Origin of the sequence: Pseudoalteromonas sp. S4492, assembly GCF_005886115.1 — a bacterium.
GTDB lineage: Bacteria > Pseudomonadota > Gammaproteobacteria > Enterobacterales > Alteromonadaceae > Pseudoalteromonas > Pseudoalteromonas gelatinilytica.
Map to the genome: position 1 here is coordinate 18898 of NZ_PNCP01000045.1, position 15201 is coordinate 34098.

Below are 15201 nucleotides of genomic sequence, written 5' to 3' on the forward strand. Positions count from 1 at the left end.
AAAACAACAAGGACCTAATTATGGTGAAACAACATAAAAAAACCACTGCAAACGCTGATGTAGATATGACCCCTATGCTCGATATTGTGTTTATCTTGCTGATATTTTTTATCGTCACAACCTCATTTGTTAAAGAGCGCGCTATTGAAGTCAATCGCCCTTTAGCAAAACCAAGTCTTGAAAACCCTAAAAAACAAGCGCAATTTACTATTACTGAAAACGACAGTATTTACTTTGCAAACCGGCTTATCACACCAGAGCAGATAATCGCTAACCTTGCGTTATTTGCCGCACAGTTTGAAATGACCAATGTGCAAGTAAAAGCAAGTGAGCAAAGCAGCCACAAAACCTTGGTCACCTTGCTTGATAAAATAAAACAATATCAAGATGTGCCAATTTCTATAAGCACGTCTCTATAACTTACCTAAAAGGGTCATTTGACCCTTTTTTAATATTAAAAATAAAAAACCGTCACATCTTTGTAAAAAAGCCTCTCTATTATTGTCTGCAACAAATCTGGTCTAGTCCAGATAAATTTAAAAATAAGAGGCTCAACAGATGATTAAACGACGTACACTCAGCACAGCTGTTTTTTTGTGCAGCTACCCATTTTTATCAGCGCATAGCGCTTTTGCCACTGATGCAAAAATTCAAGGCTCTATCACAGATCATAGTAATCGCTTGCCAGGTGCTTTGGTTAAAGTCGTTGGCACAAATCAATCAACAGTGACTGATTATGATGGTAAGTTTGAGCTTGCTAAATTAGATGCAGGTCGCTACCAACTTGAAGTTTCGTATATGGGTTATAGCAGCCAGATTGTGGATGTTGAGATAAGCAACAATGAAGTTAAATTACTGTCTCCTATTGTGATGGATAATTCAGCTAACACCATTGAAGAAGTCGTTGCTGTTGGTCAAATTCAACGTGGTGAAATGGCTGCGGCCAATAGCCAAAAAAATGCTAAAAATATTAAAAATGTTATTTCGGCTGATGGCATCGGTAAGTTGCCAGACCGTAACGCTGCTGAAGCAGTTCAACGCATCCCTGGTGTTTCTATAGAACGCGATCAAGGCGAAGGCCGATTTGTTGCTGTTCGCGGCTTACCTGCCCAGTGGAGCTCTGCAACAATCAATGGCAACCGATTACCAACTGCAGAAGAAGAAACCACCAGCCGCGCCACTGCGTTTGACTTTTTCCCGAGTGAGCTTATTGAATTTGTTGAGGTATCAAAAGCATTAACACCAGAAATGGAGGGAGATGCTATTGGTGGTAACGTTAACTTTATAACCAAAAAAGCACCTGATGATTTTGTATTTAATGTCAATTTAGCACTCGGTCAAAATGAACTAGCTGATGGAAATAACTACTCTGCCAACTTACTTTATGGCGATCGTATCTTAGATGACAAATTAGGTTTTTTAATTAACGCAACAGCTTGGCAACGCGACTGGGCAACAGATAACTTTGAACCACGTCGAGGAAATGATGGTTTAGGAATTTATCGTTTAGAGCTAAGAGATTACACCGGAACTCGTGAAACTTACGGTTTAAATGGTTCTGTTGAATACCAGCTTGAACAAGGCAATATTAGTGCGAGTGCCATGTACGGCACACTAATCGACGATGAAACGCACTATAAGCATCGTATGCGTTTTGATAAAGACAGAGCAGAACTACAACATATAAGAAATGAGCTCATAACAGAAATGACTGGCTTTGAGTTTGCTGGTGAGCATTTCTTTGGTTACGACAAAACATTAAATTGGTCTTTATCTAGCTATGAAAACGAATTTAGGTATGGCAACACGCCTAACAGCGAAGATAACAGTTATTTTGTAGTTCGATTTGACCAAAAAAATGTCGGTTACGAAGGCCTTGAAGACAGAGATACAGGCAAAAACTACGCTTATAACACGATTGATGGTGGCTCAGATCCATGGGACCAAATCAGTACTCACCTACCAAGTGGCTTTTCGTTTGATCCAAGCCAAATGGGCTTATCGTGGGTCGAACTATATAAAATTAAGGTGAATGAAAAAGATAAAATTGTTGCCGCTTTAGACTTTGAGTGGCAGCTCAATAGCGACCTTATTGTTAAAGTAGGTGCAAAATATCGCGATAAAGAACGCGTTGCTAGGTTCAGCGATGAATTTTATGCATGGGATACTGAAAACTATGGCGCAGCCCCTACTCTGAGTGATTTTACATTAGCGGACCAACCGGGCCGAAGTGACTATTTAAGCGAGCTTTCTTACGATTATCAAAGTCAGTTTTCGCAAGTTGCAAGTACTGATGACTTAGCAAATTTTTGGAATAACAATAAAGACAAGTTTGTCCTTGATAAGAGTGAATCTGCTTTAATCGAAAATGGTGGAGCGCTTGGCAGAAACTTTGATGTTAATGAACAACATGCATCTTTATATGGTATGGCAACATATACCATTAACGCTAATTGGGAAATGCTAACAGGTCTTCGTTTAACTCAAACAGACACCGAAGTTGACGGTTATATTTACCTTGCAGATGAAGATAAAGTCGAAAGCGTTAAAGCAAACAATGACTACTTGTCTGTGTTACCTGCATTGCATTTAACCTACCACCCTAACAGCCAAACCAATTATCGACTCGCATTAACTCGCTCTTTTGCTCGTCCTGACTTTGGCTCATTAACGCCAGGGGCGACTTACTTAGAAGCAGACAACGAATTAACTTCTGGTAACCCAAATTTAGAGCCGACTTATTCAAATAATGTCGACTTAATGGCTGAATATTTCTTTGACCGCTTAGGGTTAGTTTCTCTGGGGGTATTTTATAAAGATATTACCGATCCTATTTTTCAAAGTAGCTCTATAGGAGAGTTCGGCAATAACACTGGGGTTAATATTATTCGCCCTGAAAATGGTGATAGCGCATGGCTTGCAGGCCTCGAGGTGGCGTTTAATCGTGATTTAGGTTTTATTACACCTGAACTAGATAACTTTGGCATCATGGCTAATGCGACCTTCATGGATTCAGAAATGACGATTCCTGGTCGCGCAGACAAAGTCTCAATTCCTCGCCAAGCAGATAGTCTCTACAACTTTACGGTGTATTACGATAACACACATTTTGCAGCTCGATTAGCCGTTAACTTCAAAGGTGAATACATTGAAGAGCATGGCAGCAGCAAACAATTTGACAGCTATTATGGCGACAATACAAGCGTTGATTTTACGACGTCATATCAGCTTAACGAAAACGCATTAGTCTACCTCGAACTGAATAACTTAACCAACGAGCCTCTTAAATACTACCTAGGCGATGAAAGCCGTCCTCTACAAGTAGAGTACTACGGTGTACGCGGCATGGTTGGCTTTAATTATCAGTTCTAATCAGTTTTTGAGTTGTATGCGGGGCCATTGCCCCGCAAAGGATACCTAATGTTTTCACACCCTAATTGGCTTAAACGTGCCCAAGGAACCGGTTTTGTGTTATTTGCAGCCAGTGCTGCATTTCTCACTTACTTTTCTATGTACGCATTTCGTAAGCCATTCACTGCAAATAGTTACACTGAATTCGACGATCCGAGTTGGCAGGTAAGCTTTAAAATTGCACTGATTTTGGCGCAAGTTTTTGGCTATTTATGCGCTAAATTTATTGGCATAAAAGTTATTTCAGAGATGCAGCATCAGCAACGAGGTTTAACAATTATTGGCCTTATTGCCGCTGCAGAAATATCGCTGGTGTTATTTGCTATCACTCCGATTGGGTTAAATGTTATTTGGCTATTTTTTAATGGCCTCTCACTAGGCATGATTTGGGGACTTGTTTTTAGCTTTCTTGAAGGAAGAAAAACCAGTGAAATTCTAGGCGCAATTTTGAGTGTCACATTTATATTGGCATCAGGCCTTGTTCGCAGTGTAGGCAAATGGCTTATTGATACACTAAATGTACCTGAGCTATGGATGCCTGCAGCGACAGGTGCGCTATTTTTCCCGCTGCTATTGTTTAGTGTTAAATGCTTAACCCTCATTCCAGAACCAACAGCAGAGGACGAACAAGCAAGACAAAAACGCTTACCTATGGATGGCAAAGCACGTTGGCAATTTTTTAAACAATATTGGTTTGGTATTAGCTGCCTCATTTTAAGCTTTATGCTGTTTACTGGTTTCCGTGATTTCCGTGACAATTTTGCAGCTGAAATTTGGCAAGCTCTTGGCCATGGTGAAGAACCTGCCATTTTCGCCTACGCGGGGATAAGAATGTCATTTATTGTCCTTATCGCATTAGGTGCGATGGTTTTGGTAAAAAACAACAAAACCGCATTTTATGTCAATCACGGCTTTATTTTATTCGGTGCCGCTTTGTTATTGTCGAGTACCTTTGCTTTCGAAGCTAACATAATATCCGCAAAAGCGTGGATGGTTTTACTTGGCTCAGGTCTCTATATCAGTTACATCCCGTATAACTGTTTTCTATTTGACCGAATGATTTCAGCCGTTGGCTCTGTCGCTAATGCAGGTTTTTTAATCTATCTTGCTGATTCTGCTGGCTATCTTGGCTCTGTCAGTATCTTACTGTACAAAACGTTTGCGATGCCTGAGCTCAGTTGGCTTAACTTCTTTATTAACGCTTGTTACTTAGTTGGCATTGTAGCCGCCGCTTTAGTTGCATGTTCACTGTGTTATTTCACAGTACGTTTATCCCCTATTCGAACTCATCACTCAAAACAGGTTGTTACCTGAAACAATTAAAAGAGAATCTTATGAAAAACATAGAAGCTATCATTTTAGATTGGGCTGGAACTGTCGTGGATTATGGCTCAGTTGCCCCTACCACCATTTTTGTTGAAGCATTTAAACAAGCTTATGACTTTGAGATTTCACTTGCAGAAGCGCGTATTCCAATGGGTATGGGAAAATGGGATCACATTGCCACACTTGGAAAATTGGAGTCAGTTGCTTCACGCTGGCACTCACAGTTTGGCCGAGCAATGTCAGACTCAGATATTGATCACATCTATCAAACTTTCATGCCATTGCAAAAGGCAAAAGTAGCAGACAGAGCAATGCCTATTCCTGGTGCGCTTGAAGTGATCAATCGCTTAAAACAGCAAAACATCAAAGTAGGCAGTTGTTCGGGATACCCTCGCCAAGTTATGGAAGTGTTAGTCAGTGCCGCTGCAGACTATGGTTATCAACCGGATCATTGGGTAGCAAGTGATGACCTTAAAGCCGGCTCTCGCCCTGGCCCTTGGATGGCTCTTGAAAATGTAAATGCTTTAGGCATTAAAAAAGTCGCTAACTGTATAAAAATTGATGATTCTGCCCCCGGCATCGAAGAAGGTTTGAATGCCGGAATGTGGACAATTGGCCTCGCATTAAGCGGTAATGCTGTCGGCTTAACAGAACAAGAGTGGCAAGCTTGTAGTGCTGAACAAAAGCAGCAACTGACACGTCAAGCTTACCAAAGCTTGTACTCTGCAGGTGCGCATTTCGTGGTTGACTCGCTGGCTGATATTGAAACTGTTTTGATGGAGATTGATGCCAAGCTAAGCCGAGGGGAGCGCCCATAATGCAGTTTCAACCTTTTTGGTTTGATAACGCAATGCAAGAGGAAGCCTATGCGCTTCCTCTTTCATTACCTACAAAGCACCATTGCGATGTATGTATCATAGGTGGTGGCTTTACTGGTCTTTGGACTGCTATCAAACTCAAGCAGCAACAAGCTAATTTAAAAGTTACCATCATTGAAAAAGGCTTTTGCGGGCAAGGCGCATCAGGGAGAAATGGCGGTGCAATGTTAACTTGGTCAACTAAGCTGCCCAGTTTAAGTAAGTTAGTTGGTCTCGAAAAGGCACTGTTTTTAGTCAAAGAGTCTGAGTCAGCGGTTCATCAAATTGCAGAGTTTGTTCGTCAGCACGGTATCGACTGCGATTGTCGAATTGATGGCTGTTATTACACCGCCTCAAATGAAGCACAAAAGCACTTGTTAACCCCCGCAATAAAAATGCTTGAGGATAATAATCTTAATGCGTGGCAACACTGTGATACTCAAACACTCATCAATACAGGGTCAGCCGCCAATATTAGCGGTCATTATTCACCTCATGGTGGTAGTATTCAGCCGGCAAAATTAGTTCGTGGTTTAAAACAGGTCGCTGAAAGTTTAGGCGTTAAAATTATTGAACAGTGCCAGTACAAAGCACATAGCGGACAGTCCCCTCTAAATGTTGAAACAAACCAAGGTAATATTTGTGCTAATCATCTTGTATTTGCCGTTAATGCGTGGCTCCCTACCCTAAAACCGCAGTTTCAACGCAATATCGTGCTGGTTTCAAGCGATATGGCAATTACTAAACCGATGCCTGAAACCCTTGCGCATTTAAGTCTCAATCATGGCGCTGCAATAATAGACTCCCGTATTTTTGTAAACTATTACCGCACCACTACTGATGGTCGATTAATGCTAGGCAAAGGCGGAAATTATTTTAGCTTCGCAAACAGAATGAGTGATAAATTTGAGCAGCCGAGTCGCTATCAAACGCTATTAAATAACTCTTTATCACACTTTTTCCCTAACCATAATTTTGAAATTGATCGAACTTGGACAGGCCCTTCTGACCGAAGTGTCACTGGCTTCCCGTTTTTTGGACATTTGAATAATCAAGCAAACGTTATCTACGCCGGGGGTTATTCTGGTAATGGCGTCGTACAGTCTTTTTTAGGGGCTAATATTCTGTGCGCTTTAATCTTAAAAAATGCACCTGTTTGGCAACACTGTGGCCTTGTAAATCAAGCATTAGACAACTTTGTAGTTGAGCCCTTTCGAACTGTCGGCGCTTACCTAATTCGTAATGCAATTCGTCGTAAAGAACGAGCAGAAGACAACAACACCCATGTAAATCAAATAGATACGTATCTTGCCAGCTTCATAGGCAGCGCAGGAAAAGTTGATATGAAATCGTAGAGCTTTTTTAAGATGACCATTACACACCAACCAACAATTACACAGATCCGTTATTTATTTGAGCAGTTTGGTTACCAACACTATGACGAAATTTGTACTCAGTATTCTCATGCAGCCCAGTGCGCTGGGCTTGCATTGCAGCAAAAATTAAGCGCTGATACTGTCGTTGCTGCATTTTTACATGATATTGGGCATTTAATCGCACAGCAGAAAAATCTCACGATGACCAAGCAAGGATATGTGAATCACTGCGAGCTTGGCGCAATTTTTTTAAAAGAAAATAACTTTAATGCTGCTGTCGTTGCCATGGTTTCTCAACATGTTCAAGCTAAACGCTATTTAGTCGCAAAGAATGCTGGTTATGAGCAAACACTTTCGCCTGCCAGTACACTCACCTTGCAACAACAAGGTGGCCCTTTGTCGTTACAACAAGCTAATCAATTTGCAGCCCAGCCATATTTTGAAGAAATTTTACAATTAAGAGAACTTGACGACTGTGCAAAAGATCCAAATATGCATATTGAACCACTTTCTTTTTGGCTAAATTACTTAGATAACTATTTAATTTCATAATCAAACGTTATAAATCCCTTTATTATCAGTTAAGCTAAAGCTGTATTTAGCAAAAAGGCACGGTATGCTTTTATATCAACAAATCAGAAATTACATACATCAATTACTAAGCGAAGGGACTCTGAACACGGGTGACAAACTCCCTTCTGAGCGTTTGTTACAAGAACAATTTAACTCTACCCGTATTACAGTCCGTGAGGCGCTACTTCGTTTAGAAGCTGAAGGATTGATCTATAGCCAAACGCGCCGTGGTTGGTTTGTAACACCAACAAAACTTAAGTGGAACCCTGCCACTAAAGTAAACTTTTATGAACTTGCAAAACAACAAGGCTTTGTTGCTGATACCCAAGTGATAAGCCATCAAGAAATTAGCAATCATGATTTAAAAGCAGAATTTTCTGCATCAACTTTGCATCATTTGCAACGTGCCCGCAGCCTTGATGAGCGCTTAGTGATGTTTGAAGATATTTTTTGTGATGCTGTGCGTTTTGATGGCCTTGCTGAGCACAATCTAAATGGCTCGATAACACAAATAATGGCAAATCAATACGCAACAAATGTAGTCAATGAGCAGTGCGCTATTAGTGTTACTGTCCTTCCTGACGATGTAGCACAGGTATTGCAAAAAAATAGTGGTACACCCTGTTTAAAAGTTATTCGTAAACGCTTTGATGAGCTTGGCAATTTAGTGGATTACAATATTGAGTATTGGTTGCATAATGCCATTGAAATGACTGTCGAAGGTCACTAAGGTAATATATGAAAAAAGGCTTTGTTAAACAAAGCCTTTACACGGGTGAACATTCTTTATAACCAATATCTGCTGTTTGATACTGCCTCAATTAAGCGTGTAATATCGTTTTCGAACACATGACCAATATTGCCAATTCTAAAGCAATCAGCATCTGACACCTTACCTGGGTAAATCACAAACCCTTGGTTTTTAAGCAAAAAGTAAAACTCTTTAAAGTCATACCCATTCGCTGTTGGAGAATAAAATGAGGTGATAATCGGTGAATGTAAGTTATCATCTAAGAGTGTTTGAAAACCTAAATCTCTCATCGCAACCACTAAAAGTTGCTGATTGTTTTTATAACGCTTATGACGTGCTGCAACACCACCCTCTTGTTCTAATTCAGTAAGAGCTTGATGAAATGCGCGTACAACATGTGTAGGAGATGTGAAACGCCATTTACCTTGGTTGTTCTCCATACACTGCCACTGTGCATATAAATCAAGTGACAACGAACGTGCAACCCCTTGTGATTCTTCAATTAAGTCTCGCTTGCAAATAACAAAGCCAAAACCTGGAACACCTTGAATACACTTATTAGATGAGCTAATCATTACATCAATGTGCCAATCTGCTAAGTCAAACGGTACGCCACCAAAGCTACTCATTGCGTCTAAAATATAAACTTTGTTATGGCGTGATAATAGTTCACCCACTTGCTTTGCTGGGTTTAGCATGCCAGTCGTCGTTTCGCAGTGCACCATAGCAACATGACTAATTTTTTCATCACTCAAGAGTGTTTTTTCTATGTCGTCACAGCTTGGTAGCTGAGTTTCAGTGTAATTTAAAACACAATGGTCAATGCCTAAATACTCGGCAATTTCAGCCATTCGTTTTCCATATGCGCCATTGTTTATTATCAATAACTTATGCTCTTTTGCTACTAAGCTACCTAAAGCACTTTCTACACTCGCAGTGCCACTGCCCTGCATTAATGTACACGTATAATCAGTACTTTTTGTGGCCAAAGTTACAAGTTTGCTGCGAATAGCCTGTACAACACCTAAGTTATAATCGTCATCCCATGTACACCAATCCTTTAACATCGCTTGTTTTACCGTATCCGATGTTGTTAATGGGCCAGGAGTTAACAGTAAGTATTCATTCATTTTAATATCGCCTAAATCTGGTCTAGTCCAGATATTATTAGGGATTTAGCTTGATAAAAAAAGTGAAGTTTTTATGACTGCATTAAAAAAGGGCCAAATGGCCCTTTGCAAGTTAAATAATAAAGGAATCTAAAGGGAGTTTAGAACTTGTACTCTGCACCTACGTAGTAGTACGCACCGTTAAAACCAAATGGTGCTGAACGACGTGAGTAAGTGAATACACCTGGGCTTGAAACAATTGTGTTGCCGCTTGCATCAACAATCGTACCCGAGCGTGAATTACCAATGGTGTTCTTATCTGGGTAAACATCAAATAAGTTATTTGCACCAATGTTAAATGACAGATTTTCGTTAAAGAAGTAGTTAACTTTTACATCAGTTAAGATTTCAGCACCGTATGTTTGACGACCACCGTCTTCAACTGTGTACTCGCCGTAACGGTTTAGTGATAGGTTTACAGTCCAATCTTCTAAACGATAAAGCGCACTTAAGTTAATGCGGTCTTCAGGTTGCCATTCTTCAATAATTGATGTTTCTTGGGCAGAAAACACATCTTCTACCGGAATAGTCTCAAGGCCACTACCTGATGGCGTAAATAAATCAACTACATCTGTTTTAGTGAAGTTAGCAGCAAAGGTGAAATCAAGCGTGCCGCCAAGGCCTTCTGTGTTCCATGTGGCAACTAAATCAACACCTTCGGTTTCGGTGTCTGCACCATTTAAGAAGAACTGACCCGCACCTGCGCCTGAACTTTCAAGTGCAGCATCTAGCGTATCTGATAAACCTTTACCTAAACGGTTAGAAATAACGATACGGTCGTCGATATCAATCGAGTAGTAATCAATGGTTAAATTGATATTGTCGGTTACGTTATACACGATACCTAGACTGCGGTTTTGTGACTTCTCTTCTTTTAGCTTAGGAATACCAATTGATTGCGCTAAGGTACTGTCGTTTCTGAATGTACCTACTTGCTCAGCGACTAAGCTGCCATCATCACCTACAACGAACTGTGTACTTACGTTATTAAAGTAAAGTTGTTGCATCGAAGGCGCTCTAAAGCCTGTGCTTAGTGCACCACGTAAAGACACATCTTCAGTAATTGACCAGTTACCCGCTAACTTAAAGTTAACTGTATCGCCAAAACCTTTGTAGTTATCGTAACGTACTGCACCTGAGATAATTACATCATCAATAACATAGGTTTCTGCATCCATGTAGAATGAGATCACATCGCGCGACTCATCAACTGATGATGCCGGATCTGAACCACCAAAACCTTGCGTACCGCTTGCAGCATCAACACTGCCTACCCCGCCATTTAAGCCTGAATAGATGCTCACACCATCAACTGTGTCGTAATCACGATAGGCATATTCGCTACCTTCAAGAATACGGAACTCATCAGTACGAAGCTCAGCACCTAGTGCTAATGAGAAGTTATCGTAATCTTTGGTGTAATCAAGGTTGATTGTTTGAAGTGATAATTCAAGGCCATATGCATACGCTGAACGCGGAATCGAGGCACGAATTTCATCAGCCGTTAAACCTTGGTCATAACGAAGATAGTTAGCGTATGAGCCATTGATAGTGTCACTAGTTGTGTAATCAATGCTGTTTTCACCGTAGGTGTACGATAAATCAATGCTTGAATCATTGTCGAACGACTTTTTAAAGCCCACGTTGTAAGACACGTCATCAATAATAGTATTAATTTTCGGTAAGAAACCCATTGGAATGGTCGCATCACCATCTTGCAATACAGGGTTACCTGTAGCATTTGCGTTATGACGGAAAAACGCAGCAGATTCATTTTCACGATTCGAATAAGTGATAAAGCCATATAGCTCACCACCAGCAAGCTCATAGCCAGTGTTAATAGTTAAAGCAAATTGCTGTGAATCTGCATCACCAATTCTAAACGTATCACGAGGTGCCGTTAACTCACGCGGATCACCTGCTAATAGCGTACCGTCATCAAGTTCAGTACAGCCGTAAAATTGACATGAACCATGCAGGCCTGCACGGTTAGTCGGTGCACGGTCACGGTAGTTGATTGTGGTATTTAAATAACCATCATCACCAAGGGCAAAACCTGTGTTGAAATCAACATTGACTGTTTCACCATCACCTTCTGAATATTCACCGTAGTTAATCGCCGCTTTACCACCTTCTTCAGCGTCTTTTAATACGATATTAATTACACCCGCAATCGCATCTGAACCATATTGCGCAGCAGCACCATCACGTAATACTTCAATACGTTTGATTGCAGCAGCAGGAATGGCGTTCATGTCGGTACCTGCGGTACCACGACCTACTGACGTATTAATATGGATAAGGCTCGCTTGGTGACGACGCTTACCATTGATAAGAACTAAGGTTTGATCTGGCCCTAAACCACGTAATGTTGCAGGGCGAAGCGCGTCAGTACCATCACTGATAGACGAGCTTGAAAAGTTAAAAGACGGTGCGATAGCCTGAAGCATACGGCCTACTTCTGTTTGACCTGTATTCTCAAGTGCTTCGGCACTTAAAATATCAACCGGAACCGGTAAATCTTCAACCGAGCGACCTGCTACACGGCTACCGACAACGGCAATTTTTTCGATGTTTTTTTCTGCTGATTGATCTTCTGCGAACGCTTGCGTATTGGCGGCAAGCAGTAATGGCACGACTGCAGCGCTGACCCCTGATACTTTGATCATGTTATTATCTATCCTATCTACTTGTTTGAGTTTTATACTCAGCAAGCCTTGTTGATCAACAACCGCATCGAGCTCAGTGCCTTCTAACATCGCATTCAGTGCATCCAATTTGGTATAAAAACCAAATACAGATTGCGCTTGATATTGCTTTGCTAATTCGAAAGAAAAAATGACAGTTTGATCTGTTTGCTTTGCAAATTCGATTAACGCCAAATCAGCTCGTTGCGCTTTGATATCAAATTGCAGCATTTGTTTTTCAGCTGCTATTGCTATTTGGCCTGCTGTGAGGCCATAAATGACAATAGACGCTGGTAACAAAGGCAATTGCTTACTGCGCAATTTATACAAACAAGTGAGGAAGAAAAATCCGCTATGTAAATTTAACTTTTTTTTAATTAATTTTTTGTGACGAGAAGGTGGCGCACAATTAACATCATTACATTGGCGTATTCTCATAGGCAAAACTAACCTTTTGCAGCGATAGTTAAGCTAACACGATGTTCACCTAAACGTTGATGTTCTACACCTAAGTTGGCCTGTAAAGAATCAAGTAACCCCTTTATGTCGCCTGTTTTAAATACACCAGCCACTTTCAATGAAGCAAGTTTTGGGCCATTCAATTCAAAACGTGTAGCGGTATAACGACTCACTTCTTGCAAAGCTTCTCCAAGCGGTTCGCCGTTAAAGATTAACATTTCTTGTTGCCAAGCTAAGTCACGCTGTACGTCATCAACAGATAACTGTTTAATCGGCTCAGTTTTACTTTGTTTTATCAGTGCTTTCTCGCCTGAAACAACAACATTCGCGCGAAGTGCTTTGATATCAGCACTGTTATCCGAGGCATCTTTTAAACGATTAAAATCACTGGCATCAACCTGCGTACTCGGATCAGCAATCATCACCTTGCCCTCGGTCACCACTAACTCTAAGTCTGAGGCAGTATTTCGCTGCACATTAAACACGGTACCAAGAGCAGTAAATGATTTATCACCGGCAATAACAGTGAATGGACGACTTGCATCTTTAGCAACATTGAAGCGGCCTTCACCACGGCTCAAGATCAACTGACGGCGATCGCCGGTATAAGCAACTTCAAGTTTAGTATTGGTATTAAGCTGCACAATCGTGCTGTCGGGCAATACAAACGTGGCTTGCTCGCCCACTTTAGTGCGGTAAATTTTAGTAAACTTTGCGTAGTCGTTTTCTTCGTTCTGCCAATAGCTTGAATAAATGAGCATGATACAACCAAGCAGCATCGCCACTAAAAAGCTAGCCGCCGTTGCCATACCAAATACAGCGGGTTGTTTTTGCGGGGCTTTATAAGGAAATAAGCTACTTAACTCGTTAAGCACACTCATTTCATCCCATAATGTCGCAAGTTCAAATAAGGCCTCTTGATGAGCCGCACTTTGATGAGCCCATAAATGTAATTGGCTCACTTCATCTTTCGATAAACCACGATCAATTGCACTGATCCATTGGCTCGCTTGCTCTTGAATCATTTCTTTTGATGAAAATGGGTGAACATTACTCATTTGTTCACCTCTTTTGCAGTGAACTCTGTGGTAGGGCTATATGCCTGAGGTTGTACATCGTGTGATTTCATTGCTCGGTGAACATGTAATAAGCCTTTGGCTATGTGTTTTTCAACAGTACTTTCGCTGAGTTCCATTTTAGCAGCAATTTCCTTTTGGCTTAAGCCATAGACTTTTTTTAAGATAAAACATTTTTTTACTTGTGGGCTTAATTCGTTAGTTACTCGGCAAAAAAACAAAAAGCGCTCTTTAGAGGTTACTTCATCTTCAAGTGCCATAGAACGCATGTGATGTTCAACTTGTTGTTGTTCATCTAACGATTCTTTGTATTTATTGTCCCATTTAGCAATGTGATTGAGTGCTAAATGTTTGGCCGTTTTCAGCATATAACTGTGAGTGTATTCGATATTTTGTTTAAGATCTGCTTCATAACTTTTTATAAACGTCTCTTGCACAATATCTTCTACATCATCAGGGCTGACGATACGTGATACAAAGCGCCTAAGTTTGCTCGATATCTCGGTAAAAGCGGTGATAACCCCAGTTTGATCTGTCATCCTTAACTCACCTTTATTATATTTTTATTGCTTTAGGGTACGAGATTTCAGTTTAATTACAAGCCATTTGTTAAGTTTTTGTACCTTCGGTAAACAAAGATTTCATAAACTCATAAAAAACCTCTGTTTTGCGCGTCACTAGGCTGTTTTGTGGTTTTAAAAACCATACAGGCGCGTCAGCATCAACAAGGCTATTAGGGAGTATTTCGATTAACCGCCCTTCTGCTAAATCATCTTTAATTGCAATATATGATTTAATTGCTATGCCATGACCTGCAATCGCAGCCTGCGTCATGTTATCTGAGTTAGACACGGTAAAACGCGTTCTCGCATTATAATTAACTATTTGGCCGCCCTCGTTAAGTTTAAGCTGTCGCTGCCATGGCAAGCATACCCAGTAATGCGCTTGAAGATCAGAGACCGTTCTTGGTAGCCCATATTTTTCAATATAGCTTGGGGCTGCACACAAAATACGAGAGTTACTAACAAGCTTACGTGAAAGCAAGTTTGAATCTGCCAACTGACCTACTCGAATAGCTACATCTTGGGCATCATCCACAATATTTACAAATTGGTCTGTGATCATAAAATCGAGTTTCAAGTCGGGATATTGCTGTTCAAAATGACCAAGCTCTGGCATCACAAATTTTGAGAAGACCCAAGGCGGCATAGTGACTCGTAAAAGCCCTGTCACCGCCGAACCTCGTGCGCCAATTTGATGCTCAGCATCATACAGAGCCTCTAAAATGGCCCCAGCACGTTGGTAAAACAGCTCTCCTGCTGGTGATAAGCGTATTCGCCTACTATCACGAAACAGCAACACAGTACTTAATGCTTTTTCTAATTTACTTAAGCGATGACTAACCGTAGCGGGTGAAAGGCCTTGTGCTTTAGCAGCGGCAACCACACCTTGGTTTTCAACTATGGCAATAAAGGTTTCTAAATCACATAAACTGTACATGGCTTGATTCAATATT

At 40.8% G+C, this 15201-nt stretch carries 12 protein-coding genes; 7 read left to right on the forward strand and 5 right to left on the reverse strand.

The genetic code is table 11. The features are described from left to right. The first annotated feature begins 20 nt into the window (after window positions 1-20). The 7 genes from CWC28_RS15330 (at window position 21) to CWC28_RS15360 (ending at window position 8273) form a co-directional block, all read left to right on the forward strand. On the forward strand, window positions 21-419 hold the full coding sequence (locus CWC28_RS15330) for an ExbD/TolR family protein (protein ID WP_138625373.1): 399 nt from the start codon (window positions 21-23) through the stop codon (window positions 417-419). Between the two features lie 139 nt (window positions 420-558). Then, entirely contained in the window at window positions 559-3372 is a 2814-nt protein-coding gene (locus tag CWC28_RS15335; RefSeq protein ID WP_138625374.1) for a TonB-dependent receptor, read from the forward strand. 48 nt (window positions 3373-3420) lie between these two features. Beyond that, window positions 3421-4725: a DUF5690 family protein gene (locus CWC28_RS15340; protein ID WP_138625375.1), complete on the forward strand. Its 1305-nt coding sequence runs from the start codon at window positions 3421-3423 to the stop codon at window positions 4723-4725. Window positions 4726-4745: 20 nt separating this feature from the next. Continuing rightward, window positions 4746-5555 (forward strand): phosphonoacetaldehyde hydrolase, encoded by an 810-nt coding sequence (gene phnX / locus CWC28_RS15345; protein WP_138625376.1) that lies wholly within the window; start codon window positions 4746-4748, stop codon window positions 5553-5555. Next, the gene (locus CWC28_RS15350) at window positions 5555-6949 is read left to right on the forward strand and encodes an FAD-dependent oxidoreductase (RefSeq protein ID WP_063704860.1); all 1395 of its coding nucleotides are present in this window, start codon (window positions 5555-5557) and stop codon (window positions 6947-6949) included. Before phnX ends, CWC28_RS15350 begins: the two co-directional genes overlap by 1 nt. 12 nt (window positions 6950-6961) lie before the next feature. Further along, entirely contained in the window at window positions 6962-7522 is a 561-nt protein-coding gene (locus CWC28_RS15355; protein ID WP_138625377.1) for an HD domain-containing protein, read from the forward strand. 64 nt (window positions 7523-7586) lie between these two features. Beyond that, window positions 7587-8273, forward strand: a complete 687-nt coding sequence (locus CWC28_RS15360) for a GntR family transcriptional regulator (protein ID WP_138625378.1) — start codon at window positions 7587-7589, stop codon at window positions 8271-8273. A gap of 56 nt (window positions 8274-8329) precedes the next feature. Here the strand turns inward: CWC28_RS15360 and phnW are convergent, their stop codons facing one another. From phnW to CWC28_RS15385, 5 genes are all read right to left on the reverse strand, one after another. Further along, complete coding sequence (phnW, locus tag CWC28_RS15365) at window positions 8330-9424, reverse strand: 2-aminoethylphosphonate--pyruvate transaminase (protein ID WP_138625379.1); 1095 nt, start codon at window positions 9422-9424, stop codon at window positions 8330-8332. 140 nt (window positions 9425-9564) lie between these two features. Beyond that, entirely contained in the window at window positions 9565-12588 is a 3024-nt protein-coding gene (locus CWC28_RS15370; RefSeq protein WP_138625380.1) for a TonB-dependent receptor plug domain-containing protein, read from the reverse strand. 8 nt (window positions 12589-12596) lie between these two features. Next, entirely contained in the window at window positions 12597-13667 is a 1071-nt protein-coding gene (locus tag CWC28_RS15375) for a FecR family protein (RefSeq protein ID WP_138625381.1), read from the reverse strand. After that, window positions 13664-14224 carry an RNA polymerase sigma factor gene (locus tag CWC28_RS15380; protein ID WP_063704849.1) on the reverse strand — a complete coding sequence of 187 codons (561 nt, stop codon included), beginning with the start codon at window positions 14222-14224 and terminating at the stop codon, window positions 13664-13666. The genes CWC28_RS15375 and CWC28_RS15380 overlap by 4 nt, the downstream gene beginning before the upstream one ends. Before the next feature lie 70 nt (window positions 14225-14294). Continuing rightward, complete coding sequence (locus CWC28_RS15385; protein ID WP_138625382.1) at window positions 14295-15185, reverse strand: LysR family transcriptional regulator; 891 nt, start codon at window positions 15183-15185, stop codon at window positions 14295-14297. Window positions 15186-15201: the final 16 nt, after the last annotated feature.

Bases quoted from the DNA above. Each gene is read 5' to 3' on its own strand.
- CWC28_RS15330 (WP_138625373.1), top strand. From the start codon at position 21: ATGGTGAAACAACATAAAAAAACCACTGCAAACGCTGATGTAGATATG.
- CWC28_RS15335 (WP_138625374.1), top strand. From the start codon at position 559: ATGATTAAACGACGTACACTCAGCACAGCTGTTTTTTTGTGCAGCTAC.
- CWC28_RS15340 (WP_138625375.1), top strand. From the start codon at position 3,421: ATGTTTTCACACCCTAATTGGCTTAAACGTGCCCAAGGAACCGGTTTT.
- phnX (WP_138625376.1), top strand. From the start codon at position 4,746: ATGAAAAACATAGAAGCTATCATTTTAGATTGGGCTGGAACTGTCGTG.
- CWC28_RS15350 (WP_063704860.1), top strand. From the start codon at position 5,555: ATGCAGTTTCAACCTTTTTGGTTTGATAACGCAATGCAAGAGGAAGCC.
- CWC28_RS15355 (WP_138625377.1), top strand. From the start codon at position 6,962: ATGACCATTACACACCAACCAACAATTACACAGATCCGTTATTTATTT.
- CWC28_RS15360 (WP_138625378.1), top strand. From the start codon at position 7,587: ATGCTTTTATATCAACAAATCAGAAATTACATACATCAATTACTAAGC.
- phnW (WP_138625379.1), bottom strand. From the start codon at position 9,424: ATGAATGAATACTTACTGTTAACTCCTGGCCCATTAACAACATCGGAT.
- CWC28_RS15370 (WP_138625380.1), bottom strand. From the start codon at position 12,588: ATGAGAATACGCCAATGTAATGATGTTAATTGTGCGCCACCTTCTCGT.
- CWC28_RS15375 (WP_138625381.1), bottom strand. From the start codon at position 13,667: ATGAGTAATGTTCACCCATTTTCATCAAAAGAAATGATTCAAGAGCAA.
- CWC28_RS15380 (WP_063704849.1), bottom strand. From the start codon at position 14,224: ATGACAGATCAAACTGGGGTTATCACCGCTTTTACCGAGATATCGAGC.
- CWC28_RS15385 (WP_138625382.1), bottom strand. From the start codon at position 15,185: ATGTACAGTTTATGTGATTTAGAAACCTTTATTGCCATAGTTGAAAAC.